Raw genomic sequence first — 24,553 nt, 5'->3', positions numbered from 1 at the left:
GCTCTTGGATCACTCCAGGCATATTCGTTGTTCTTATTTACCAGTCCAAGTTTGAGGTGACTGTTTCCATTGCTGCAGCAATGCAATATCTTCTTTTCCGATATAGTCCATCTCTAATGCAGCATCGATCATTGTTGAATAGTTGGTCAACGTCACTAATGGCAGCTGGGCCTTTTCAAAGTTGGTTAATCCCTGCGGCAATTCATAGGTAAAGATCGCTGCCACCCCCAGAACATTTGCCCCTTCGCGAGCGGCTGCTTCGCAAGCTTCTAACACACTGCCGCCAGTAGAGATCAAATCTTCGATCACAACCATTTTCTGACCTTCCGTGATACGTCCTTCGATTTGGTTTCCTTTGCCATGATCTTTGGCTTTGCTGCGGATATAGACCATTGGCAAATCAAGAATATCTGCTACCCAAGCGGCATGAGGGATCCCAGCAGTAGCTGTACCCGCAATTACTTCGACGTCTGGAAAGTGTTCTTTGATTTGCGCAGCCAAACCACTGGCAATCGCTTTACGTACAGCAGGGTAACTCATTGTCATACGATTATCACAATAAATCGGGCTTTTGATGCCGCTTGCCCAAGTAAAGGGTTCATTTGGACGTAAAAATACTGCTTCAATCGTTAAAAGGTCTTTGGCAATTGCTTTACTGATTTCTGTCATTGAATAGCTTCCTTCCATGCTTGTTTAATTTCCTGGTAAGTATCAAAAGGTGTTGCAGATTGTGTGATTGGTCGACCGACAACAATCGCAGAAGAACCAATTTGTCTTGCTTTTGCTGGTGTGACGATTCGTTTTTGATCTCCGGCATCACTACCAGCCGGACGAATTCCTGGGGTTAAGCACATAAATTCAGGATTGGTAGCTACCTTGATGGCAGCAGCTTCTTGGGCGGAACAAACCACGCCAGCTAATCCTGCTTTTTCTGCACATTGAGCATAATGACGCACGCTTTCTTCTAAAGAAACAGAAATTAGCTGTTCTTGCTGCATTTGTTCTTCGCTAGTAGAAGTCAGCTGTGTGACAGCAATCAATAGCGGCACATTTTGGCCTTCCTTGGTTCCATTTTGCAGTCCCCGCTTTGCTGCTATCATCATCTCAATACCACCCGCCGCATGAACATTGGTGATCGCGACCCCAAGATTTGCCAAACGTGTCATGGCCCGCTCAACAGTATTGGGAATGTCGTGAAGTTTTAAGTCTAAGAAAATATCATGGCCTAAATCTTTTAACCAGCTGACGATTTCTGGTCCTTCTTGATAAAAGATTTCCATACCGACTTTGACGAATAATTTTTCTGTTTTAGGAAATTTCTCTAAAAAAAGCTCAATTTCTTTTTTGCTTGGAAAATCCAAAGCAATAATTGGTCGTTCAATCATCTTAATGCCCCTCTCTTACTTCCTTGATCAACTGTGCCAAAGATTCGATACCTAATTCTGCCATTCGTACAGGCAATTCTTCGATCAACTTGGGACAAATATAAGGATCAGTAAAATTTGCGGTACCAACTGCTACCGCACTCGCTCCAGCTAAATACATTTCTAACACATCATCAACCGTCATCACACCGCCCATGCCAATGATTGGCAACAAAGAAACTTGTGCCACTTGTTTGATCAAACGAATCGCGACTGGCTTGATGGCTGGGCCTGAGAGCCCCCCGGTCTGGTTGGCCAAAATAGGACGTCGTGTCTTCAAATCAATGCGCATACCCAATAACGTATTGATCATCGTGAAACCATCGGCACCCCCCGCCTCGATTGCTTTTGCAATGGGTACGATATCGGTGACATTTGGCGATAGTTTGACATAGATTGGCACTTGCGAAACTGCTTTGACCGCTTGGGTCAGTTCTTTCGCCACTTGAGGATCGGTACCAAAAGTAATACCACCATGTTTGACGTTTGGGCAGGAAACATTTAATTCAATGGCTTTTACATTCGGCGCTTGACTGATTTTTTGACAGACAGTGACATAATCTTCTTGAGTGGAACCAGCCACGTTTGCGATGATCGGCAGATCTGGATGCTTTTGCGCTAACTCTGGCAAAATGTCTTCCATGACTACTCGAAGGCCAGGATTTTGTAAGCCAATCGCATTCAACATGCCGCTTGGTGTTTCAGCCACTCGCGGTGTTGGATTGCCAAAGCGTGCTTCTGGGGTCGTGGCTTTGATCATGACGGCACCGAGCTGACTGATATCATAATACTTGTTGTATTCTGCGCCAAAACCAAAACAGCCACTAGCCGGCATTATGGGGTTTTTGAGAGACAACCCCGGTAATTCAACAGCTAAAACCACTTAAATAACCACCTTTCCAGCTTGAAAAACAGGGCCTTCGTCACAGACTTTGACACTTTTGGTCCCTGTTGGATCATCGGCTTTATGACAAACACAAGCATAGCAAGCACCGATCCCGCAAGCCATGCGAGATTCCAATGAAAGTTGCACATTCGGACAGTCTTGGAAAAGTTGTTCAACCGTTTTTAACAAGCCATTGTTGCCGCAGGCAAAAACAGCCGCAGGTTTGCTATCGGCTGCTAACAATAGATTACCGACATTCCCTTGAACGCCATAGGTGCCATCATCCGTTGCGATTCGTGTATCCCCTAGAGCTTGAAACGCCTTTTCATAATACATGACTTCCGAACTAGCAAATCCCAAAAAATGAATCGTCCGTACACCTTTTGCGACTAATTGTTTAGAAAGTTCGTAGAGTGGCGGAACTCCGATACCACCACCTACGATAAAAACAGTCTCATCTTTTTGTAAATCTTCGATATGAAAGCCATTCCCTAGAGGGCCTAAAACATCCAGTTGATCCCCGCTTTGCAGATGGGCAAACCGCTTGGTCCCCTCCCCTTCTGTCCGATAAATGATGCGACAACTTTGGCTTTCTTGATCGATCCAGCTAATACTGATTGGTCGTCTTAAGAGAAAGGCATCATCCGGCACTCGAATATGCAGAAATTGTCCCGGTGTGGTCATTTCTTGAACGAGAGCACCAGAGAGAGTCATCTCGTAGATTCGCGGTGCGAGCATTCGCTGTTTTGTAATGGTCATTCGTTCTTGTTTCATGAGCTGTTTTCCTTTCTGACTGCTAGATTGCTTTCGTTGAAAAACCTCTTGATTCCATTACTTGAAGAATGGCATCAGCGGTGTCTAACGAGGTGAAGAGCGGCACCCCATGCTCGACTGCTTCCCGGCGAATAATAAATCCGTCTTCAGTGGCTTTTTGCCGATTTTTGTCCATTGTATTGATCACCACTTGGGTCACGCCTTTTCTGATGAGATCAACGACAGTTTCATCTTCTGTTTCCGAGATTTTCGCTACCCGGGTGACTGGCAAGCCATAGCCTTCAAAGTAATCGGCTGTTCCTTTTGTCGCTAAGATCGAGAAGCCGATTTCGAAAAAGCGCGCAGCCAACACGGCGGCCTCTGCTTTGCTTTCATCCGCTACGGTAAAAAGAACTTTCCCGAATTCCGGAATATGCAAACCAGCTGCTTCAAAAGCTTTATATAAAGCTTTTTCTAAGTTTTTGTCTGAACCCATGACTTCACCGGTTGATTTCATTTCCGGACCTAAGTAAGTATCGACTTTTTGTAACTTGGTGAAAGAAAAGACCGGTGCTTTGATATGAACTTCGTTTGGTGTTGGATAAAGGCCATCACGGTAGCCCAGATCCGCCAATTTTTCTCCTAAAATCGCTTTTGTCGCGATCTGTGCCATAGGAATCTCTGTGACCTTGCTCAAAAATGGAACGGTTCGGCTGGCCCGAGGATTGACTTCAATGACGTAAACTTTTTCCTCGTGGATAACAAATTGAATATTCATCATTCCAACACAATTCAATCCCAATGCTAACCGTTTCGTATAGTCTTCGATGGTGGCAATCGTTGCGTCAGAAAGGTTTTGCGGTGGATAGACTGCCATCGAGTCACCTGAGTGGACCCCTGCTCGTTCGATATGTTCCATGATCCCCGGAATCAGAACCGTCGTGCCATCACAAATTGCGTCAACTTCACATTCTTTCCCTACTAAGTACCGATCGACTAAAACAGGATGTTCGGGAGAAGCTTTTACTGCATGCTTCATATAATCTTCCAGATCCGCTTGGTTTTCAACGATTTCCATTGCCCGACCACCTAAGACATAACTCGGACGAACAAGGACCGGATAACCGATGCGATTAGCGATCGCCACTGCTTCCGTGGTATTTGTAGCAGTATCTCCTGGGGGTTGCGGAATAGCTAATGCCTGTAACGCTTGTTCAAAGAGATCACGGTTTTCAGCACGATCGAGGTCTTCGATACTCGTACCTAAGATGCTGACTCCTGCGGCAACTAATGGCTCCGCCAAATTGATCGCTGTTTGACCGCCAAATTGAACAATGACCCCAATTGGTTGTTCCAGTTCGATCACATGCAAGACGTCTTCTAGTGTCAATGGCTCAAAATACAATTTATCGGAAATCGAGAAGTCTGTCGAAACGGTTTCCGGATTGCTGTTCATAATAATGGCTTCATAGCCCGCAGCCTGAATTGCTTTGACCGAGTGTACTGTTGCATAATCGAATTCCACACCTTGACCGATGCGGATCGGCCCAGAACCTAAGACTAAAACAGATTCTTTTTCACTGCGAACACTCTCGTTCTCAAACTCATACGTACTATAAAAGTAAGGCGTTGCCGACTCAAACTCGGCAGCACAAGTGTCTACCATTTTGTAGACGGGAAGCAACTGATTTTCCTTACGGATGTCTCGAATCTCTTGTTCTGTCATCTGCCATAACTCAGCAATTTTTTTATCGGTAAAGCCGTTTTGCTTCGCTCGTTTTAATGTTGTAAAATCTTGGCTGCTGGCAGCAAGTTCTTGTTCGATTTCATAGATGTGCAGCATTTTATCCAAGAAGAAAAGATCGATTTTAGTCATTTCGTTCAATTCTTCAATGGCATAGCCGCGGCGAATGGCTTCCATGACATAAAATAAGCGATCATCTTGCGCTTTGATCACCTTATCGATCAAGTCATTGTCTGAAAGCTGTTCTAATTCTTTCATTTCAATATGATGTGTGCCGATCTCCAATGAACGCACAGCCTTCAGCAAAGATTCCTCGATATTCCGACCGATAGCCATCACTTCACCGGTTGCTTTCATCTGTGTACCTAAACGGCGTTCGCCGGACTCAAATTTGTCAAAGGGCCAACGAGGGATTTTGGCTACCACGTAATCCAATGCCGGTTCAAACTCGGCATAAGTTGTTTCTGTGACAGGGTTTTTCATTTCATCTAATGTCAACCCAACAGCAATCTTTGCTGCTAGCTTCGCAATCGGATAGCCAGTTGCTTTACTTGCTAAAGCAGACGAACGGGAAACCCGGGGATTGACTTCGATCACATAGTAATTAAAGCTGTGGGGATCAAGCGCTAATTGAACATTACAACCGCCCTCGATTTTCAATGCGCGAATGATTTTTAGAGAAGCATCACGCAACATTTGGTACTCATGATCGGAGAGTGTTTGACTCGGTGCAAAAACGATCGAATCACCTGTATGGATCCCGACAGGATCAAAGTTTTCCATGTTACAGACAACGATCGCATTATCGGCTGAATCCCGCATGACTTCATATTCGATTTCCTTATAGCCGGCAATACTGCGTTCGATCAGACATTGCGTCACTGGTGACAGTTTTAGACCATTCTCAGCAATCACTCGCAATTCCTCTTCATTATTACACATACCGCCTCCAGTACCGCCAAGGGTAAAGGCTGGACGAACGATGATTGGATACCCAATCTTAGTTGCAAAAGTAACTGCTTCTTCCACTGTTGAAACGATCTCCGATTCAGGAATCGGTTGATTTAACTCTTCCATTAATTGCTTGAATAGATCACGGTCTTCTGCTTGATCAATCGCTGCTAATTTGGTTCCTAACAACTCGATTTCCATCTCATCCAAGATGCCGGAATTGGCTAATTCCATTGCCATATTCAAGCCGGTTTGACCGCCTAATGTTGGCAAGATCGCATCCGGACGTTCTTTTCTTAAAATCCGGGAGACAAATTCGAAAGTGATTGGTTCAATATAGACTTTGTCGGCAATTTCTTTATCGGTCATGATCGTTGCAGGGTTCGAGTTGACCAGCACAACTTCATAGCCTTCTTCTCGCAACGCTAAGCAGGCTTGCGTTCCTGCATAGTCAAATTCGGCTGCTTGGCCAATAATGATCGGTCCAGAACCGATAACCATGATTTTCTTAATATCTGTACGTTTTGGCATTTAGTTCTGCTCCTTCCATGCATCGATCATTTCTAAAAATTCATCAAACAAATGTACGCCATCATGAGGTCCCGGTGCAGCATCTGGATGATACTGAACACTAAATGCTGGGTAGCGACGATGACGGACACCTTCAATGGTTCCATCATTGACTTCTACATGAGTGATGATCAGTTTCTCTTGATCAATCGATGCTTCTGCTACTGCAAAACCGTGATTTTGTGAGGTGAAATCAATTCTTCCTGTAGCGATTTCTCGAACGGGATGGTTCAATCCTCGGTGACCGAATTTCATTTTGTAAGTATCAGCGCCATTAGCTAAAGCAAACAACTGATGTCCTAAACAGATACCGAAAATCGGTACTTTTCCTTGGATTTCTTGAATCATTTTGATGGCTTCAGGGAGGCTTTTCGGATCACCAGGTCCGTTGGTCAGCATGACACCATCTGGCGCGAGATCCAAAATTTCCTGTGCGGTGGTATTGTAGGGTAAAATCGTCAGATTACAATTTCGTTGAGAAAGTTCTCTTAGAATGCTGTGTTTCAAGCCAAAATCGATCACGACGATATTTCGTCCTGTTCCTGGACTTGGATAAGGCTTTGAAGTTGAAACTTGTGCCACTTGATTGGTGGGCAAAACGGCTGCTTTCAATTGATCAAAGGCATGAGCAAATTCATCATTGGCATCCACAATACTAGCTTTCATCGTTCCAAATTGGCGGATTTTACGAGTCAAAGCCCGAGTATCGATTCCTGCGATTCCCGGAATGTTTTTGCGCTTTAGAAATTCGTCTAAGGTCAATTGTTTCCGCCAGTTGCTGGCTACACGAGCATGTTCTTTCACTACAACACCTTTACAAGTGGGAGCGATTGATTCATAGTCATCGCGATTAACACCGTAATTTCCCACCATTGGGTAGGTAAAGGTGATGATCTGACCGTTGAAACTTTGATCCGTAATGGTTTCTTGATACCCTGTCATACTAGTGGTAAAGACAATCTCGCCATAGACATTGATCTCTGCGCCAAATCCCTCACCTTCAAATAATGTGCCATCTTCCAAAATCAACCAGCGTTTCATAAAATCCCCCTACCTTTTTGCCAAACTAATTTTCCATTGACCAATGTATGGGTGGTATCCCCATATAATGGCCAGTTATTAAATGGTGTGTTTTTTCCTTTTGAAAGAAATTGATCCGAATCGACAGTATAAGCTGTCTCTAGATCAAAAATCGCGAGATCTGCCGGAGCTCCCACCATTAATCTGCCAGCTTTCAATCCAAAGATTTCAGCAGGTTTCTCGGTCATCCAAGCCACCGCTTGTTGGAGTGTAAAGCGGCCCGTTTTGACAAAATGCGTATAAATCAATTGAAAAGCATATTCTGAACCGACGATTCCAAATGGTGCTTTTAAAAAACTTTGCATTTTTTCGTCATAGCCATGTGGCGCGTGGTCTGTTGCGATACAATCGATCGTCCCATCCAGTAATCCTTCGATCAATGCCTCGCGATCTGCTCTACCTCTAAGCGGCGGATTCATTTTCCAAAATCCTTCATCGCCAGGGATATCTTCATCGATCAAAAGCAAGTGATGGGGGGAAACTTCTGCCGTCACATGGATTCCTGCTTGTTTAGCTTCACGTATGACCCGCACACTTTCTTTTGTCGAAACATGGCAGACATGGTAATGGGCCCCGGTTTCTTCTGCCAGCAGTACATCCCGGGCAATTTGTGATGCTTCTGTAGCACTAAGAATCCCCGGTAAGCCTAATTCTGCTGCTCTCTTACCCGCATGCATCACACCGCCAAATAACAGAGAGTCATCTTCTGTATGCGCCACTAATGCCATCTGGTTTTTGGCCGCTTCTTTCATCGCCAAGTACATCGTACCAGCAGTTTGGACGCCAACGCCATCATTGGTGAATGCAAAAGCGCCGGCTTCTTTCAATGCTTTTTGATCCGTTAAAACTTCACTACGTAATTCTTCTGTGATCGGTGCATACTGCAAAACATGAACCACGGCGTCTTCTTGGATACGTTGGTAGACTTGTTGTAATTTTTCTGCGGTATCTGGCACAGGATTTAAATTTGGCATGGCACAAACAGTAGTGAAACCGCCACGAGCGGCTGCCATACTTCCTGTTTTGATCGTTTCTTTGTATTCAAATCCTGGCTCTCTGAAGTGAACATGAACATCCACTAATCCTGGAGTGATCAGTTGTTGCTTTGCATCGATCACTTGATCGAACCCTGTTTCTGAAAAAGTCGTTCCGATCGCTTGGATGATACCATCTTCGATCCAAATTTCTGCAGGGATACAATGATCACCGTCAGCGATGATCTTACCGTTCTTAATGAGTGTTTTCATGTTGTTTCCTCCTCTATCTCTATTGGTCGCGTTTCTTATAATTAAGCTTTGCCATTCAATACCGCTTCTAAAATTGCCATCCGGACAAACACGCCATTCGTCATTTGCGTGACAATTCTTGAACGCAGCCCTTCAACTAATGGATCTGCCAGCTCAACATCACGATTGACTGGAGCTGGATGCATGATGATGGCATGGTCTTGCATTTTTGCTGCACGTTCCACTGTCAATCCATAATCCCGTAAGTAAGCCTTTTTTGAGAAACTTTCTGAGCCATCATGGCGTTCGTGTTGGACCCGAAGCATCATCATCACATCGACTTGATTCACTAATTCATCTAGAGGCAACCAGTGTCCATACACTTCAAATTCATTGTCATACCATTGTGGCGGGCCAGAAAAATACACTTTGGCGCCTAATCGTTTGAGCATTTGCATATTTGATTTGGCGACACGGGAATGGGTGATGTCTCCGACGATCGCTACTTTCAGTTGATCAAAGTGGCCAAATTCTTCATAGATCGTCATCAAGTCTAATAAGCATTGCGTGGGATGCTGTCCGCTGCCATCGCCTCCATTGATGATGCTGCATTGGATCGTTTTACTTTGGATCAGCTCGTCATAATAATTCTCGTCTCCGTGGCGGATTACAGCGACATCCACGCCAAGAGCTGACATTGTCAGCACGGTATCATAAAGGGTTTCGCCCTTTTGCACAGAACTCGTTGAGGAGTCAAATTCAATCACTTCAAGACCTAATTTCTTTTCGGCTACATCAAAACTTTTGTGGGTTCTGGTACTATTTTCAAAGAAAAGGTTCGTAGCAAAGTATTGTTCTTTTTTCGGCATCCATTTGGCCCCTCTTTTAAATTCCTGCCCTCTGCGGATAAGCCCCATCACTTCTCGATCTGTTAATGCTTCAACGGTCAAAAGATGCTTTAAACTGATTCTTTCTGATTGGATGATCATGAATAATACCTCCTAGTTTTTCCCTTTTAGTTGACTGCTAGCTATTGTTCTTCACTGCGTGATGTTTCTGGCAAAATTAGATTTAAAATGATTCCTAAGACAGTTGCTAATGCCATGGCTGATAAGGTGAATGTTCCGACCGTAAAGACAAGGCCGCCGATTCCGATCACCAGAATCACAGAAGCAATGATCAAATTCTTTTTGCGGTCAAAATTGATTTTATTGTCGATCAAGATTTTCATCCCGCTTGCAGCAATGACACCGAACAATAGGAAGCTGATTCCAGAAATGACCGGATTTGGGATACTCAAGATCAAGGCACTCAATTTTCCGACAAAGCCTAACAAGACAGCCAAGACAGCCGCACCACCGATAACAAAGACACTGTGCACTCTCGTAATGGCCAAGACACCAATGTTTTCACCATAACTTGTCACAGGGGGTCCTCCAACGAATCCGGCAACGATTTGCGCAAAGCCGTCTCCCATCAATGTTTTGTTTAATCCTGGTTCTTCAAAAAAGTTACGCTTTGTTAGTTTATTCAAAACCATCAAATGGCCAATATGTTCTGTCATCGTGACAAAAGCGATAGGCGCCATCGTCGTGATCGCATTCAAATGTAGCGTTGGCTTGTATTGAACAAAGGGAATTTCGAAGCTTGGTAATGAGAACCAAGCAGCATCAATGATTGGCTGCACATCTACGATCCCAGCAGCTAAAGCTACTAAGTAACCACCAATGATCCCTAGTAAGATGGGGATCAAGCCAAGAAACCCTCGCAAAAACATGTTGAAGAAAATCGTCAATCCCAATGTAACCAATGCAACTAAGATAAATTTAAAATCATAGATGTCCCCATTGTACATTGCGTTTTGAGCGGCATTAGCAGCTAGTCCTAACCCGATAACCATGATCACAGGCCCTACGACGATCGGCGGCAAAATTTTATCCAGCCATGCAGCACCAATCTTTTTGATGATCAGAGAAACGATGATGTAAACCAGTCCTGTTGTAACAGCTCCTTGGGCGATTGCCGGGTAGCCGTCTGATTTCATCAACATTTGCATTGCAGCGATAAAAGCAAAGCTGCTCCCTAAGTATGCGGGAATCTTTCCTTTCGTCGTAACGAGGTAAACAAGTGTCCCCAAACCGGAACTTACTAAAGCGATACTTGGGTTGATCCCAACTAGGATCGGTACTAAAACAGTTGCTCCGAACATCGTGAATAAATGTTGAAGACTTAAGCCTAACCAAGGCAATGCCTTTGGGCGATCATTGATATCTAATACCACATCGGTATTGCGAAATTCTTGCTTTTCCATGTGTCTGTCACTCTTCTTCCTACTCGTTTTCTTTATTGATCATGATTCGATCAGAACCGTCAGATTCTTCCATTTCAACAATGATTTGTTCGCTTAATGCCGTTGGAATATTTTTCCCTACAAAATCTGCCCGAATCGGTAATTCTCGATGCCCCCGATCGACTAGTACGGCTAGTGAAATCCGGCGAGGACGACCGAAATCCATGATGGCATCTAATGCTGCCCGGATGGTGCGCCCTGTAAACAACACATCATCGATCAAGATGACTTCTTTGCCATCGATTGCTGTTGGAATGTCAGAAGAATGGATCTCAGGATCTTCATCTGATTTTTTATCGTCTCGATACAATGTGATATCCAGTTCGCCAACGGGGACTTCTACCCCTTCCAATTGTTTCAAGCGTTCAGCAATTCGTTGTGCGATATAGATTCCCCTAGTCTTGATTCCTACTAAGACTAGGTCATCAATCCCTCGGTTGCGTTCGATGATTTCATAAGTGATTCTGGTCAATGCTCGTTTCATTGTTACTGCATCTACTACTTCTTTGGTTGGCATTTCGTTCCCTCCTAATTTTGAACATAAAAAAACTCCTGCCTAGTGAGGCAGGAGTTATGTTTTCCGATCATACTTTCTGGCGCTGTATACAGCGATCCAGAATATGCGCAATCATCCAGCAAGTTTTCGATGCTCCAACGCGGGAGTCGTCTGCTTGCTCATTTCCTTCTTAGCCTCACGGGACTACACTTAAAGGAGCTATTTATTTGTTACACACACTATACAGTTCTTTGAAAAAAAAATCAATCATTTTTTCGCAATTTTTTTAAGGTTTCCTCAAAAAGTTCGGGTAATGGCGCTTCAAAAACCATTGATTCTCCAGTTGTCGGATGGGTAAATCCTAACAGTTTGGCGTGAAGGAATTGGCCATTGCCTTTCAAAGTCTTTTTAGGGCCATATACAGGATCGCCGGCTAATGGAAAGCCAATGTATTGCATGTGGACCCGAATTTGATGGGTCCGACCCGTTTCCAACTGTAATTCGACTAAAGTAAATTGATCAAAACGTTCCAAAACTGTAAAATGTGTCACAGCCGGCTTACCATCTTCTTGCACTGCTTGCATCTTGCGATTCACTTTAGAACGGCCAATCGGTGCATTGATCGTGCCTTTTTCGTGAGAAATATTCCCATGGACCAGCGCAACATACTTCCGTAAAGAAGTTTTGTCTTTCAACTGTTTGGCTAACGCTTCATGGGCATGATCATTTTTGGCAATCATCAATAGCCCTGACGTATCCTTGTCGATACGATGAACAATTCCTGGTCGTACAACATCATTGATCGAAGATAAATCGGTCATATGATACAACAATGCATTGACCAGCGTTCCGTTAGGATGCCCTGCCGAAGGATGAACGACCATTCCTTGCGGTTTATTGATCACGGCAACATCTTGGTCTTGATACACAATCGTCAAAGGAATATCTTCAGGTTCCAGATCTAGGGACTCTGGTTCTGGTACTTGAATCACTAACTGGTCACCAGCTTTTACTTTGTAATTTGCACGAATTGGATCCCCTTGACAGGTGACCGCACCTTCTTTCAACCATTGTTGAATTTGCGAACGGCTCGCTTCTAGACGATCTGCCAATACTTTATCGACACGCCCTTTTTCTTCATGGATTACTACTTCAATTTGATTATTCATTTATTTTCCCTTCACTTCATCATCAACTAACGCATAGATAAAAATCAATAACACGCCGATCACTAACGACATGTCTGCAATATTAAAAATCGGAAAATTGATAAAATCTAGCTGAAACATATCCACGACGTACCCCAAACGCAAGCGATCGATAAAATTTCCGATCGCTCCGGCTAAGATAAAGGATAGTCCCAATCGAAACCATATACTGCTTTTGCGATGACGGATCAACAAATAAGTTACAACAATAACAGCGGCAACCGTGATGATCGTAAAGAAGGTCATCTTCCCTTCTAAGATACTCCATGCGGCACCGGTATTCCGAATATAAGTTAGTGAAAAGACATGGTCGATCAACGTTTGAACATCACCTAATTCAAAATTGCTGACGATCCAAAACTTCAACCACTGATCAAGTCCAACAATTATGGCACTTAGTAAAAAAAACAAAGCTATCATCTTTTTTCCACACTTTCTTCGTTAAAAATATCCCGCGGACGAACGATGCCTAATAAATTTCCATTAGGATCGCCATTTTTTGTGATTAATACCGCTTCAAGTAAAGCATTTTTATGGAACAGGTCTTCTACTTCAGTGACCGTTGTTGTCGCGGGTACAAACTGATAATTGGACTCTTTACCGTCTTTGATCAACAAGTCTTCTGCTTTACGCCCTTCTAATCGGATCTCTCCTTTTAGACTTTCTTGAGCAAACCAGTATCCTAACATACGTAAAGTGATCAACCCAACAAAACGTCCTTTGTCATAGAGTGGAAATTGTGAAAACCGCTTTTGAGCGACGATCTTCAAGATTTCTTTCAGCGCCAACGTTTTTTCAAAACCGGTCACTTTTTTACCAAACTTAGGTAAGACCGTTTCAGGCTGCAACAAGGCCTGTTCGATTTGTTGGATTCGTGTCACTACCCATTGATTTGGCTCGGCGATCACAAAATTTTCACCGATTTTTTCATGAACGATGGCGTTCCGCAATTGGGCCATCTGCAATAAATCTTCTTCGTATTTTTTGATGTCTCCTTGCTTCTGTTTTGAAAGACGGCGAACCATCTCTGAAAAACCCATGTTACGAGGATTACCCAAATCGTCCCTCAATTGTTTTTCGATTCGATTGAAACTACTCAAAAAAATATCTGCTCCGCTAGCCATTTGTTACCTCCTCAATTACATACGCTTGTTTGCTATAATAAAGACCTAAACATAGATAACCTGCTAAATAAAGAAAGATACCCGAAAGGATAATGGACAACTGTCCGCTGCGAGTTAAAAACGCGATCATTAGAAACAGACCAATATAAAACAGCACATAAAAAGAAATCAGTCGCGGATTCATTTTTATTTCTAATGGAGTTTCTGCGTGTAAATCAGCCAACGCAATTTCTTTGCTTTTTAGGATGGAAAATCGGACAGACAATCGGTTGTCAGAATTGAGATTCAGCTCGACGGTCTCTTGATGATTGATTCTGGCGACTTTCTGACCATCCACTAGCAAATCCAGCGGACTCCCCATCGCGTAAAAGCCGGTATTTCGTATGATTTTACGTTTCATCGTTTTATACGCTCCAATTTTATCAGTATACTTTAATTTTCTTAGAAAGAAAACAGTCTTTTAAATGCACTACTGATTATATTATAACAAAAGACACGTCTCTTGCCTCTTGCTAATATTTAACTTTCAGTCTTTTAATAGATTGAAAATCCAAAAGCGGCAAATCATAAGATAAAAACGAGCGACTTTTATAGCCCTCTTTTTAAAACCATTCTTTTTATAGTCTCTCGTTTAAAAGAGCTTGATAACACTTTCCCCTTCCCGTTTCCTACTTTCGTTTCTAATGTTTCTAAGAGCAACGGATAAATAGGAATGCTGGAGATAATTATGGGAGACTTTTAGAAAACTTCGCAAAAATGAAATATCCTCGCAGTCTCTTCAATTATTTCTTCCAATTTTTGAAAGTCAGAAGAAAAAGGGAGGTTTTATTCTCCTCCGAATCTCGCAGCCTATGTACAGCGTCAACAAAAAACGAACCAAACAAAACCTACTGAAAGACGACGAATCGCTCGCAAACAACACACCACACTTACAGAATCAATAGTGACCTGTAAGTGTGGTGCGTTATAAGAAATTGACTGAACTATTACTGGAGCCTTCGAGAACCTATTTCTTCATCCAGTATTCGCAGATGCGGAGAGAAAATAAGATTAAAAAAGGCCAGATACATTGCCGTCTGCATCGACATCCATATTCAATGCTGCTGGTTTCTTAGGCAGTCCAGGCATTGTCATAACAGTACCGGTCAAGGCAACAATAAAACCAGCGCCTAGTTTTGGTACAAATTCACGGATCGTAATCGAAAAATCAGCCGGTGCGCCTAAAAGCTGCGGATCATCACTAAAAGAGTACTGTGTTTTTGCCATACAAATCGGCAATTGATCCCAGCCATTTTTTTTGAAGACGTTCAATTGGCGCTGTGCCACACTTGAGAAGACCACATTTGATCCGCCATAAATCTCTTTGACGATCTTGGCAGCCTTATCAGGAAGGCTCTCTTCATTTTGGTAAAGCCTACGATAATTGCCGGGTTGTTCATCAATGGCAGTGACGACTTGCTGCGCCAAAAGTTCCCCCCCTGCGCCACCTTTCTCCCAAACTTGCGTCCGAGCGATTGGTACACCAATTTCCTTGCAGCATTGCTCCAACATTTGGATCTCAGCTTCGGTATCAGTGACAAATTCATTGATTGCAACAACAACTGGCAATTGATAATTTTGCATGTTTCTCACGTGACGTTTCAAGTTGGCAAAACCTGCGACTAAAGCCGCTACATTTTCTTCTTTTAAATGTTCTTTATCTATCCCGCCGTGCATTTTTAAGGCGCGAATCGTTGCGACCACTACGACAGCGTCTGGTGCTTTAGAGAGATTGGGTGTTTTAATATCCAAAAACTTCTCTGCCCCGAGATCTGCGCCGAACCCCGCTTCAGTAACCGTGTATTCTCCTAAATGGAGAGCTGTTTCAGTTGCAATGACACTATTACAGCCATGGGCGATGTTGGCAAAAGGTCCCCCATGAATCAACGCAGGCGTTCCTTCGATGGTTTGAACCAAATTTGGTTTCAAGGCATCTTTCAACAATAAAGCTAATGCCCCCTGAACCTGCAAATCCTTGACGTAGATAGGTTGTTTATCATACGTATAACCAATCAAAATATTGCTCAATCGCTCTTTCAAATTATCCAAATTCGTTGCTAGACACAAAATAGCCATAATCTCACTAGCAACGGTGATATCAAAGCCATCTTCTCTAGGTACTCCTTGCAGTGGTCCGCCCAGTCCGACGATCACTTGTCTTAATGCGCGATCATTCAAATCCACGACACGTTTCCAAATGATCCGTCGCGGGTCGATCCCTAATTCATTTCCTTGTTGGATATGATTGTCCACCAACGCAGATAATGCATTATTCGCAGCAGTGATTGCGTGCATGTCCCCGGTAAAATGAAGATTGATGTCCTCCATCGGCAAGACTTGCGCTCTGCCTCCGCCAGTCGCACCACCCTTGATCCCCATGACTGGACCTAATGATGGTTCTCGTAAAGCAATCACGGTTTGTTTTCCAATACGGTTTAAGCCATCTGCCAATCCAATCGTGACTGTCGACTTTCCTTCTCCCGCAGGGGTTGGGTTAATCGCTGTAACTAAGATCAACTTGCCGGTGGGACGTTTCGCGATTTCCTTGATTGCTGGCCAATCGATTTTTGCTTTATACTTCCCATATTGTTCTAGATCTTCTGCTTGTAATCCGATAGTTGCTGCAATATCAATAATCGGTTTAATTGTTGCTTCTTGTGCAATTTCGATATCTTTTTTCATCAGTAACCCTCTATTCCCGAACTATTATTCCTTATTCATTCATATTTGTTTGTCCTATTTCTATTATACCGTTTTTCATGAAGATTGAAACCCTGTTTTTCACCGGAATAAAAAAAGAGCCAGAATTATTTTTCTGACTCTTGTCTTTCAAGAATAGGCACTAGATTAACAAAGTGTGTCTGTAATACTTCAAGATCTTTTTTACGCATTACAAACGTATAGCTTCTTTCATTGGTCACGATTCTCAAATGATGATTCTCTATCCCAATGGCTTGGATTTTCTCGAGAGGAATAACTACTCGTTTCCAAAAGCGGGCATAGGTGATTTTGATGGTCTTCTCCGTCAAATAAAGGCGGCGCTGCAATCCTAACCAGACAAGAAATAGAAAAATCCCCAACACAAGATTGCTTTTCCAATAAGGGCGAGTATTTTCCAGTGCCAAAATCAAGCTGTAAAACAAAACGATCAGTGAACTGGACCAATAGATAATTGCGGTGGCTGGTTCTGGTTGCCAAAAATAGTTACGTTTCATAAATAATTTCCTCACGCGATCAATTTCTAGTATACTTATATCCATCATAACAGAAGGAGTCAACTCATGCTAAAAGTGTATCTCGATGCTTCAACCAAAGGAAACCCTGGACCTAGTGGCGGCGGTCTGTTGATTGTAGGGGAAGACCTGCATGAACAGCATGCCTTTGTACTACCCACGCTCACAAATCACCAAGCAGAATTTGCTGCGATGCATCATGCTCTTGAATTTCTCTTAACGAAAGAATGGCAAGACCAGACGATCATGCTTTATACAGACAGTAAAGTCGTCGCTCAAACAATCGACAAAAATGATACGAACAACCCCGATTTTCGGAAGTATTTAGAGGAAATCCAAGAGTTGCTGCCCTATTTCACTTTACTGATTGTCCAATGGATTCCCGAATCTCAAAACAAAGGTGCCGACCATCTGGCCCGTCAAGGGGTAGCTAAGGCTTTAAAATTACAAGATCGGCGATAACAAACGAGAAAAGTTTTGCTTGAAACGCAACCAGTAAGATTGTTTAGCCAGCATTTCATCTGTCAATAAAGTGGACTGCAGCATATCCTCTTCAAAAATCGTTTTTAATTGCGCCGTGACTTCTTGATCATAAACGAATGCATTGACTTCAAAATTCAACGCATAACTGCGAATGTCCTGATTTGTCGTTCCAAACGAGCAGATGGTATCATCCATCATAACAGTTTTGGCATGTAAAAATCCATTCTCATAGATATAGATTTTCGCTCCCCGGCGATGTAAATAGTTGGCATAGTGTTGGGTCGCTCGATAGATAAATGGATGATCCGGCATGCAGGGAATCATGATTCGAACATCTACACCTGAGTGGATGGCGATCTCCAAGGCATTCATCATACTGTCGTCAGGAATCAGATAAGGGGTTTGGATCCAAATCGATTTTTCAGCCGCCAAAATCATCTTGACGAAGCCGCCTTTAAGAATCTGCGTTTCCGTCTCAGGTCCGTCGGCCACGATTTGCATATCGACATGACCTGCCTCTTCTTTAGGCGGTAAAATGAAATAGCGATCTTCATATTCCAGTTGATCTGCTTCATTTCTAATCGAGGCATTCCAATCGCGGATAAAGATTTCCTGTAAGGTAAAACTAGCAGTTCCAACGATTCGCGCATGTGTATCCCGCCAATAACCAAATTTTGCTTTTTTACCTAAATATTGATCCCCTACATTAAACCCGCCGGTCCAGCCAATTTGGCCATCAATCACCACGATTTTGCGATGCAAATGGTAATTCAAACGTGTATTGCGAATCAAATTTTTTGAAGTAATAAAGGGCACGACCTTTCCGCCAGCGTCCATTAATGGCTGAAAGAATTTACGATTTGCTTTGGGAGAACCCCATGGATCGAATATTAGTCGAACTTCTACTCCTTGCTTGGCTTTTTCAATTAGGACATCAAGAAACTGCCCACCAATTTCATCATTAAAAAAAGAATAGTATTCCACATGAATATTGTCTTCAGCATTTTGCATATCTGAAAATAAGGCAGCAAATTTTTCCTTGCCGTCCGTATAAAATTGTACCTGATTGCCTTTTGTCAAAGGGGATTCATCTAAATTTTTAAAATACCGTTCCAATAGATGGTTGTCATCTGAGTATGGATGCTCTGGAAAGAAATAATTGTGGACTTTGATGATTTGATTTAATTCATTGATCCTGCTTTGATGGTGCTCACTGAATTTATAAATGATTTCTCCGTCGATTCCTCGACCACAAAACAAATACAACAAAAACCCAAAACCCGGGATAAAGACTAATGTCATCATCCAGGCAAAAACACTTGCAATTGATCGCGGTTTACGAAAGACAGTAATAAATGCCGCAACTGTATTGACAAACAGCAACGCCAAAAAGACGGTCGAAACCACACTCATATCCATTTTTATCATATTTTCCTCCTACAACAAATAAGTATGATCAAACGTGATCGCCACCTCATACGTGCCGATTTCATGCGTAATCTTTTGATAAATTTTATCTTGCAGTTCACGATCTGTGTAATTTCTTTGCTTTGGGATCACCAAATCAAAAGCAAACTGTTTTTCGTGAATCCGAAAGTCGTGCATCCTTAACTCTGGATCAATCGTCTCAACGATTTGTCTGACTTTTTCCCGCAACTGCCGGTACTGTTTATTTTGGATAGGGACAGGATCAAGATGACAAACCAATTCAACTTGAAGGTTCCTTTGAAAATCATGTTCGATCGCATCAATTACTTCATGGGCTTGTGACAAACTCCAGCTTTCATTGACTTCAATATGAACACTAGCAAAACGATTCTTGGGACCATAGTTATGAACGAGCAGATCATGGTACCCCAATATTGTTGGATAACGATCTAGTCGATCCTCCATCTCACGGATTTCAGCTTCTGTCGGACGTGCACCTAGCAGTTCATTGATAAAGGTACGGATCATCATGATACCACTAAATAAAATGTATAGCGCGATCAGCAAGCCAATATACCCATCCACCCGCCAACCGGTTCCCCATTCAATCAATGCAGAGAGCAAGACCGCAACTGTTGTGAGTACATCATTAAAACTATCTTGTCCGCTAGCTTGTAAGGTTGCAGAGTCAATTTTCTTCGCCAATTGACGGTACATGAGACCTTGCCAAAGCTTTAATCCGATTGACAAGATCAGCACAATAAACAACCATGGTGATAAACGGATCGGTTCAGGAGCAATGATTTTTTCAAAGGCATTTTTTAGAAACTGAAAACCAACAAATGTGATCAGTAAAGAAACCACAAAACCGCTAATGTATTCAAACCGTTCATGGCCGTAGGGATGCTCCCTATCCGCCGGCTTGGCAGCAATCCGAAAACCGATCAATGTCAAAAAGGAGGAGGCGGTGTCAGACAGACTATTGATAGCATCTGCCATGATCGAGACCGATTGTGCCGACAGTCCAATCAGAAACTTTGCGACAAAAAGAAGTGCATTTGAGAGCAATCCCAGATAGCCCGCAAGTTTACCGATCATGGTGCGATCAGTTGCGTTTCCTTTCATTCGCTTTAAAAAGAAGCGCAGCATAACATTCCCTCCAAGCGTAAATTCGTCTTTCTTATTTTACCCCGAATGAAATCAGTAAAACAACTAAAAGCATGTAAAAAACGTATTTTTCTAAAAATGAATGCTTCAGCTATTCCAAAATTTCTCTTTAATAAAATCCAATTTCTGCAAAAACAGAAAAAATACCCGAAGGAATCGCGTTTCGATCCTCTACCGAACGTCTTATAAAAAGACGCGGCAGCTCTCTGACACACAATTCCAGTTCGGATATTTCTTGATGTTATACATTTTTTTATGATTTGCTGTTAAAGAATCAGTTTGCGGCTAACCAATTGGCTACTTCAGTCAATGCAGCGTCGATTCCTTCTGGTTGCTTCCCACCGGCTTGTGCCATATCTGGACGTCCGCCGCCACCGCCGCCGACTTTCGGTGCGATGTGCTTGATCAAATCTCCAGCTTTCAAGCCTTTCTCATTTGCCTGTGGCGTCATTGCAGCCAACAGATTAACTTTGCCATCGTTGGCTGTAGCAAGAACTAAAACATCCGATAATTCTTTTTGTTTCCATTGGTCTGCCAATTGGCGTAACTGATTCATATCTTTGACAGTTACTTTTGCAGCAATAAAACGAATCCCATTCACTTCTTTGACATCTTTGAAAACATCGCCAGCTTGTTGATTGGCTAGTTTGCTCGCCAGTGCTTGATTTTCTTTTTGCAGATCCCGCAGTTGTTGCTGTAATTGTTCTGTTTTGCTGACTACATCTTTGATTTGTGCCGATTTGACGATCCCTGCAATGGCTTTTAGCTGTGCTTCTCCTTCATGCAGCAATGCGTAAGCTTCTTGACTCGTCACTGCTTCAATCCGACGAACGCCAGCACCAATCCCGGATTCAGAAACAATTTTGAAAATACCGATATCTTCTGTATTGGCGACATGTGTGCCACCGCAAAGCTCGATAGACCAATCTGCGACATTGACTACACGCACATCCTGGCCGTATTTTTCGCCAAAGAGAGCCATCGCCCCCATGCCCTTCGCCGTATCGATGTCGGTTTCGATAGTTACGACTGGCAAAGCTTCCCAAATTTTCTGATTGACGATTTGTTCCATCTGACTTAATTCGTCTGCAGTCACTTGGCCAAAATGACTAAAGTCAAAACGCAAGTGTCCAGGTGCAACTAATGAACCTGCTTGATTTGCATGGCTACCTAGCACTTCTTTCAACGCTTTGTGCAATAAATGAGTGGCTGTGTGGTTTTTGATGATTTTGTTCCGACGGTGCTGATCAACTTGCAAGAAATAAGAAGCCCCTTCCGTCAAGTTGCCAGTTACCTTCGCAGTATGCAAAAACTGGCCATTTGGTGCTTTTTTTACATCAGTGATCTCAGCAACGATAACACCAGATTGGTCAACAACAGTACCAGTGTCCGCTACTTGACCACCCATTTCTGCATAGAATGGTGTTTCTTTGAAGATCAGTTTGGCTTCACCAGTGGTTACTGTATCAAGCAATTGTTCCTCTTGAATGATCACTAACAATTCGCTGTTGGCTTCAAGGCTTTCGTAGCCAACAAAACGGCTTTCGACTTTGATATCAGTCAAAAGAGCGGATTGAACACCCATAGAAAGCTCAGTCGATCGAGCAGAACGAGCCCGTGCCCGCTGTGCATCCATTTCTTTTTCAAAACCGGCATGATCAACTTTCAACCCTTCATCTTGAGCGACTTCTTCAGTCAATTCAACAGGGAATCCGTAAGTATCATACAACTTAAAGATATCGGCACCTGCTAATGTCTCTTGCCCATCTGCCTTCACTTTAGCAATGACTTGGTTCAAGATCTCTAATCCTTCATTGATGGTTTCATGGAACCGTTCTTCTTCATTACGGATTACTTTTTCGATAAACGCTTGTTGAGCCAATACTTCCGGATAATAACTCTCCATGATTTTTCCTACGATCGGAACAAGTTTATATAAAAAGGCTGAATCGATACCTAATTTCTTGCCATGCATGACGGCGCGGCGTAGCAAACGGCGCAACACGTATCCGCGTCCTTCGTTTGACGGTAGTGCACCATCGCCTATAGCAAAAGAAAGCGCGCGAATGTGGTCGGCGATCACTTTGAAGGAAATATCTGTTGCTTTGCTTTCACCATATGCAAAATTGCCGCTCAATTCTTGAACCGCTTCGATGATCGGCATAAAGAGATCTGTTTCAAAGTTGGTTGGTGCATTTTGGATGATCGACACCATCCGTTCAAGCCCCATCCCCGTATCAATGTTTTTATGTGGTAATGGTTCATACGTGCCATCTGCTTGATGATTGAACTCTGAAAAGACCAAATTCCAAATTTCCAAATAGCGTTCATTTTCACCGCCAGGATAATTCTCCGGATCATCTTCTGCGACATCGTTGAACTCAGGTCCGCGGTCATAAAAAATCTCTGAATCTGGTCCACAAGGTCCAGCACCGATATCCCAGAAGTTGTCTTCGATCTCTACGATGTGTTCTGGAGTCAACCCGATTTCTTCGCGCCAAATTCGTTTTGCTTCTGTGTCTTTTGGATACACTGTGACATAAAGCTTTTCTGGATCAAAGGCCATCCATTCTGGAGAAGTCAAAAACTCCCACGCCCAATGGATTGCTTCATTTTTGAAGTAATCACCAATCGAAAAATTTCCTAACATTTCAAACATGGTGTGGTGACGTGCTGTCTTACCAACATTTTCGATATCGTTGGTCCGAATCGATTTTTGTGCATTGGTGATTCGCGGATTTTCTGGAACAACGGTACCGTCAAAATATTTTTTCAATGTTGCTACACCTGAGTTGATCCACAACAATGTTGGGTCATTTACAGGGACGAGTGATGCACTAGGCTCGATCGAATGTCCTTTTGATTGAAAGAAATCGAGAAACATTTGACGAACTTCGGCACTTGATAAGTGTTTCATATAGTTTTCCTACTTTCTAATGATAAAATCGCTTGGGAGCAAGGAATGCTTTTGTTCTTTGGTGACCTTTCTCTCTGATATCTGTTCATTCGACGAACTCGCTTCTGGGTAGTCAAACAAAAAAACACCACTGCAGAGCAAGGACGTAGCTACGCGGTACCACCTTACTTGCAATGATGTTGATCATTACCTCTCAGACTCGATAACGCAGAGCAGGCGTCAGCATTTCTACTGAATCAGATACCAAAGGGAGCGATCAATTAGGATTCTTGTTTTTCTCTCAGCTTTGAAAAACTTTCTGTAAAGAATGAACAAATCAACCATGTCCTTCGTCTTTAAAAGTATAAGGAAATGTTCACAAAAAGTCAATCCTCAAATCCGTTCTCGATCAATAATAACTGCTTTTCGGTAGCGGTATTTTTCAGGGTCCAACTGCTGGTTTGCTTGCAACATTTTGCGTGACCGATAATAACTAGCATAGGGCAATGTATCCAGTAATGGATTGCCGCACTCTGGCCAATCTTCCATCTTTAGAAATGAACTGTCAGTTAACTCCCATCCATTGGCATACGGATAAATCAAGCCAAACATGTTCGGCTCAGCCAATGCTTTTTTGGTCAATTTGACACCATCCTCACAGGGTTTTTCATTGCCCCAACGAAATAAACGACGGGTCCCGGCGCCCACTACATATTCCCACTGTTCTTCATTCATCAAATCATATCCCTGCTGTCCCAGCCAGTGCTGCAATTCATTTTGGGTCATTCGTTGGTGGGTGTATACATGATAATTGCCAGACACTGGATACAGTTCCGCAAAGTACTGATTTTCGGCACTGATTGTTCTTGGCATTTCCCACTGCAAACTTTCTTCAAAACTTCGCGGCTGCTGAAATGCCTGCCGTATCTCGGAACCAAAAGTTTCAAATTGATCAACATGACCATGGAATTCTCCCGTGACTGTATCTAGTTCTCCAATCAAACGAGTACCTGCTGGCAATGCCATTTTCTGCACCAACATGGGTGGGATGGTCGCTTTGCGTAATGGGCTCATTGATTCATTTACAAAATCTCCCCACTCCTCAGCGTTTGACAATCCGTAGCCTTTGATCAAGCGACGGAGCGAAGGGCTGAGAGGTTCTTGCCACATTTTAGACCAGCAGGTTATCGGCAATCCCTGAATGCCCAAGTCCCAGCCTAGAATTGTTTCATAATTTCCAGGCACAAAGACGAAGGGTTCCTCATCAATCGTTAATTCAAAGGTCTCACACTTGATTCCTGCATAGCTTGTTTTAATAAAATGAACATCTGTAATTTCTTTCAATGGGCTGACAAAGTACATGACTACTTGCTGAAACACTTGGCTTTTGACTTCAGCAGTCAAATTTTTCCAATTCGTCCATTGCAATGCTTCGAAAAAATCCACGAGCTTTCCCCTTTCATCTGCTACAATCAATATAGATTGAGTATACCAT

At 43.0% G+C, this 24,553-nt stretch carries 21 protein-coding genes; 1 reads left to right on the top strand and 20 read right to left on the bottom strand.

Translation table 11 applies throughout. The features are described 5' to 3' along the window. Positions 1 to 33: 33 nt before the first annotated feature. From pyrE to EGX73_RS13040, 16 genes are all read right to left on the bottom strand, one after another. Complete coding sequence (pyrE, locus tag EGX73_RS13115; protein WP_123866996.1) at positions 34 to 669, bottom strand: orotate phosphoribosyltransferase; 636 nt, start codon at positions 667 to 669, stop codon at positions 34 to 36. Further along, positions 666 to 1,385 (bottom strand): orotidine-5'-phosphate decarboxylase, encoded by a 720-nt coding sequence (gene pyrF, locus EGX73_RS13110; RefSeq protein WP_005473160.1) that lies wholly within the window; start codon positions 1,383 to 1,385, stop codon positions 666 to 668. Before pyrF ends, pyrE begins: the two co-directional genes overlap by 4 nt. 1 nt (position 1,386) lies before the next feature. Next, positions 1,387 to 2,259 (bottom strand): dihydroorotate dehydrogenase, encoded by an 873-nt coding sequence (locus tag EGX73_RS13105; protein WP_042620399.1) that lies wholly within the window; start codon positions 2,257 to 2,259, stop codon positions 1,387 to 1,389. A gap of 48 nt (positions 2,260 to 2,307) precedes the next feature. Then, on the bottom strand, positions 2,308 to 3,084 hold the full coding sequence (locus EGX73_RS13100) for a dihydroorotate dehydrogenase electron transfer subunit (RefSeq protein ID WP_003126606.1): 777 nt from the start codon (positions 3,082 to 3,084) through the stop codon (positions 2,308 to 2,310). Between the two features lie 22 nt (positions 3,085 to 3,106). Beyond that, positions 3,107 to 6,289 (bottom strand): carbamoyl-phosphate synthase large subunit, encoded by a 3,183-nt coding sequence (gene carB / locus EGX73_RS13095; RefSeq protein ID WP_123866995.1) that lies wholly within the window; start codon positions 6,287 to 6,289, stop codon positions 3,107 to 3,109. After that, complete coding sequence (locus EGX73_RS13090; RefSeq protein ID WP_003126609.1) at positions 6,290 to 7,369, bottom strand: carbamoyl phosphate synthase small subunit; 1,080 nt, start codon at positions 7,367 to 7,369, stop codon at positions 6,290 to 6,292. It abuts the gene before it with no gap. After that, entirely contained in the window at positions 7,366 to 8,655 is a 1,290-nt protein-coding gene (locus tag EGX73_RS13085; RefSeq protein ID WP_029486819.1) for a dihydroorotase, read from the bottom strand. Before EGX73_RS13085 ends, EGX73_RS13090 begins: the two co-directional genes overlap by 4 nt. 41 nt (positions 8,656 to 8,696) lie before the next feature. Beyond that, the gene (locus tag EGX73_RS13080; protein ID WP_123866994.1) at positions 8,697 to 9,623 is read right to left on the bottom strand and encodes an aspartate carbamoyltransferase catalytic subunit; all 927 of its coding nucleotides are present in this window, start codon (positions 9,621 to 9,623) and stop codon (positions 8,697 to 8,699) included. A gap of 41 nt (positions 9,624 to 9,664) precedes the next feature. Continuing rightward, complete coding sequence (locus EGX73_RS13075) at positions 9,665 to 10,945, bottom strand: solute carrier family 23 protein (protein WP_003126613.1); 1,281 nt, start codon at positions 10,943 to 10,945, stop codon at positions 9,665 to 9,667. A 19-nt stretch (positions 10,946 to 10,964) separates the two neighbouring features. Next, positions 10,965 to 11,501: a bifunctional pyr operon transcriptional regulator/uracil phosphoribosyltransferase PyrR gene (pyrR, locus tag EGX73_RS13070; protein ID WP_003126614.1), complete on the bottom strand. Its 537-nt coding sequence runs from the start codon at positions 11,499 to 11,501 to the stop codon at positions 10,965 to 10,967. 242 nt (positions 11,502 to 11,743) lie between these two features. Continuing rightward, on the bottom strand, positions 11,744 to 12,649 hold the full coding sequence (locus EGX73_RS13065; protein ID WP_003126615.1) for an RluA family pseudouridine synthase: 906 nt from the start codon (positions 12,647 to 12,649) through the stop codon (positions 11,744 to 11,746). Next, positions 12,650 to 13,108, bottom strand: a complete 459-nt coding sequence (gene lspA / locus EGX73_RS13060; protein WP_003126616.1) for a signal peptidase II — start codon at positions 13,106 to 13,108, stop codon at positions 12,650 to 12,652. It abuts the gene before it with no gap. Then, positions 13,105 to 13,812, bottom strand: a complete 708-nt coding sequence (locus tag EGX73_RS13055) for a CBS domain-containing protein (RefSeq protein WP_003126617.1) — start codon at positions 13,810 to 13,812, stop codon at positions 13,105 to 13,107. Before EGX73_RS13055 ends, lspA begins: the two co-directional genes overlap by 4 nt. Next, positions 13,805 to 14,212, bottom strand: coding sequence for a hypothetical protein (locus EGX73_RS13050; protein WP_096710990.1), 408 nt, complete (start codon positions 14,210 to 14,212; stop codon positions 13,805 to 13,807). Before EGX73_RS13050 ends, EGX73_RS13055 begins: the two co-directional genes overlap by 8 nt. 650 nt (positions 14,213 to 14,862) lie before the next feature. After that, positions 14,863 to 16,533, bottom strand: coding sequence for a formate--tetrahydrofolate ligase (locus EGX73_RS13045; protein WP_041120090.1), 1,671 nt, complete (start codon positions 16,531 to 16,533; stop codon positions 14,863 to 14,865). 125 nt (positions 16,534 to 16,658) lie between these two features. Beyond that, entirely contained in the window at positions 16,659 to 17,066 is a 408-nt protein-coding gene (locus tag EGX73_RS13040; protein ID WP_005473184.1) for an EbsA family protein, read from the bottom strand. A 66-nt stretch (positions 17,067 to 17,132) separates the two neighbouring features. On the opposite strand from EGX73_RS13040, the gene EGX73_RS13035 reads away from it, so the two are divergent. Beyond that, on the top strand, positions 17,133 to 17,546 hold the full coding sequence (locus EGX73_RS13035) for a ribonuclease HI family protein (protein WP_005473186.1): 414 nt from the start codon (positions 17,133 to 17,135) through the stop codon (positions 17,544 to 17,546). Here the strand turns inward: EGX73_RS13035 and cls are convergent. The 4 genes from cls to EGX73_RS13015 form a co-directional block, all read right to left on the bottom strand. Then, positions 17,529 to 18,995 (bottom strand): cardiolipin synthase, encoded by a 1,467-nt coding sequence (cls, locus tag EGX73_RS13030; RefSeq protein WP_003126623.1) that lies wholly within the window; start codon positions 18,993 to 18,995, stop codon positions 17,529 to 17,531. The genes EGX73_RS13035 and cls overlap by 18 nt on opposite strands. A 9-nt stretch (positions 18,996 to 19,004) precedes the next feature. Beyond that, positions 19,005 to 20,144: a cation diffusion facilitator family transporter gene (locus tag EGX73_RS13025; RefSeq protein ID WP_003126624.1), complete on the bottom strand. Its 1,140-nt coding sequence runs from the start codon at positions 20,142 to 20,144 to the stop codon at positions 19,005 to 19,007. A gap of 292 nt (positions 20,145 to 20,436) precedes the next feature. Continuing rightward, a complete protein-coding gene (gene alaS, locus EGX73_RS13020; RefSeq protein ID WP_003126626.1) occupies positions 20,437 to 23,079 on the bottom strand; it encodes an alanine--tRNA ligase in 2,643 nt (880 codons plus the stop codon). Between the two features lie 372 nt (positions 23,080 to 23,451). Beyond that, the gene (locus EGX73_RS13015; RefSeq protein ID WP_005473192.1) at positions 23,452 to 24,504 is read right to left on the bottom strand and encodes a hypothetical protein; all 1,053 of its coding nucleotides are present in this window, start codon (positions 24,502 to 24,504) and stop codon (positions 23,452 to 23,454) included. Positions 24,505 to 24,553 lie beyond the last annotated feature (49 nt).

It is taken from the genome of Enterococcus sp. FDAARGOS_553 (genome assembly GCF_003812305.1).
Classification (GTDB): Bacteria; Bacillota; Bacilli; order Lactobacillales; family Enterococcaceae; genus Enterococcus_D; species Enterococcus_D gallinarum.
Note: the sequence above shows the minus strand (reverse complement) of the source record. Positions and strands in the feature narration are given on the sequence as shown.

Bases quoted from the DNA above. Each gene is read 5' to 3' on its own strand.
- EGX73_RS13080 (WP_123866994.1), bottom strand. From the start codon at position 9,623: ATGATCATCCAATCAGAAAGAATCAGTTTAAAGCATCTTTTGACCGTT.
- EGX73_RS13040 (WP_005473184.1), bottom strand. From the start codon at position 17,066: ATGAAACGTAACTATTTTTGGCAACCAGAACCAGCCACCGCAATTATC.
- EGX73_RS13090 (WP_003126609.1), bottom strand. From the start codon at position 7,369: ATGAAACGCTGGTTGATTTTGGAAGATGGCACATTATTTGAAGGTGAG.
- EGX73_RS13085 (WP_029486819.1), bottom strand. From the start codon at position 8,655: ATGAAAACACTCATTAAGAACGGTAAGATCATCGCTGACGGTGATCAT.
- EGX73_RS13045 (WP_041120090.1), bottom strand. From the start codon at position 16,533: ATGAAAAAAGATATCGAAATTGCACAAGAAGCAACAATTAAACCGATT.
- EGX73_RS13105 (WP_042620399.1), bottom strand. From the start codon at position 2,259: ATGCCGGCTAGTGGCTGTTTTGGTTTTGGCGCAGAATACAACAAGTAT.
- EGX73_RS13025 (WP_003126624.1), bottom strand. From the start codon at position 20,144: ATGCTGCGCTTCTTTTTAAAGCGAATGAAAGGAAACGCAACTGATCGC.
- pyrF (WP_005473160.1), bottom strand. From the start codon at position 1,385: ATGATTGAACGACCAATTATTGCTTTGGATTTTCCAAGCAAAAAAGAA.
- alaS (WP_003126626.1), bottom strand. From the start codon at position 23,079: ATGAAACACTTATCAAGTGCCGAAGTTCGTCAAATGTTTCTCGATTTC.
- EGX73_RS13100 (WP_003126606.1), bottom strand. From the start codon at position 3,084: ATGAAACAAGAACGAATGACCATTACAAAACAGCGAATGCTCGCACCG.
- carB (WP_123866995.1), bottom strand. From the start codon at position 6,289: ATGCCAAAACGTACAGATATTAAGAAAATCATGGTTATCGGTTCTGGA.
- EGX73_RS13065 (WP_003126615.1), bottom strand. From the start codon at position 12,649: ATGAATAATCAAATTGAAGTAGTAATCCATGAAGAAAAAGGGCGTGTC.
- pyrE (WP_123866996.1), bottom strand. From the start codon at position 669: ATGACAGAAATCAGTAAAGCAATTGCCAAAGACCTTTTAACGATTGAA.
- EGX73_RS13055 (WP_003126617.1), bottom strand. From the start codon at position 13,812: ATGGCTAGCGGAGCAGATATTTTTTTGAGTAGTTTCAATCGAATCGAA.
- EGX73_RS13050 (WP_096710990.1), bottom strand. From the start codon at position 14,212: ATGAAACGTAAAATCATACGAAATACCGGCTTTTACGCGATGGGGAGT.
- lspA (WP_003126616.1), bottom strand. From the start codon at position 13,108: ATGATAGCTTTGTTTTTTTTACTAAGTGCCATAATTGTTGGACTTGAT.
- EGX73_RS13075 (WP_003126613.1), bottom strand. From the start codon at position 10,945: ATGGAAAAGCAAGAATTTCGCAATACCGATGTGGTATTAGATATCAAT.
- pyrR (WP_003126614.1), bottom strand. From the start codon at position 11,501: ATGCCAACCAAAGAAGTAGTAGATGCAGTAACAATGAAACGAGCATTG.
- EGX73_RS13035 (WP_005473186.1), top strand. From the start codon at position 17,133: ATGCTAAAAGTGTATCTCGATGCTTCAACCAAAGGAAACCCTGGACCT.
- cls (WP_003126623.1), bottom strand. From the start codon at position 18,995: ATGATAAAAATGGATATGAGTGTGGTTTCGACCGTCTTTTTGGCGTTG.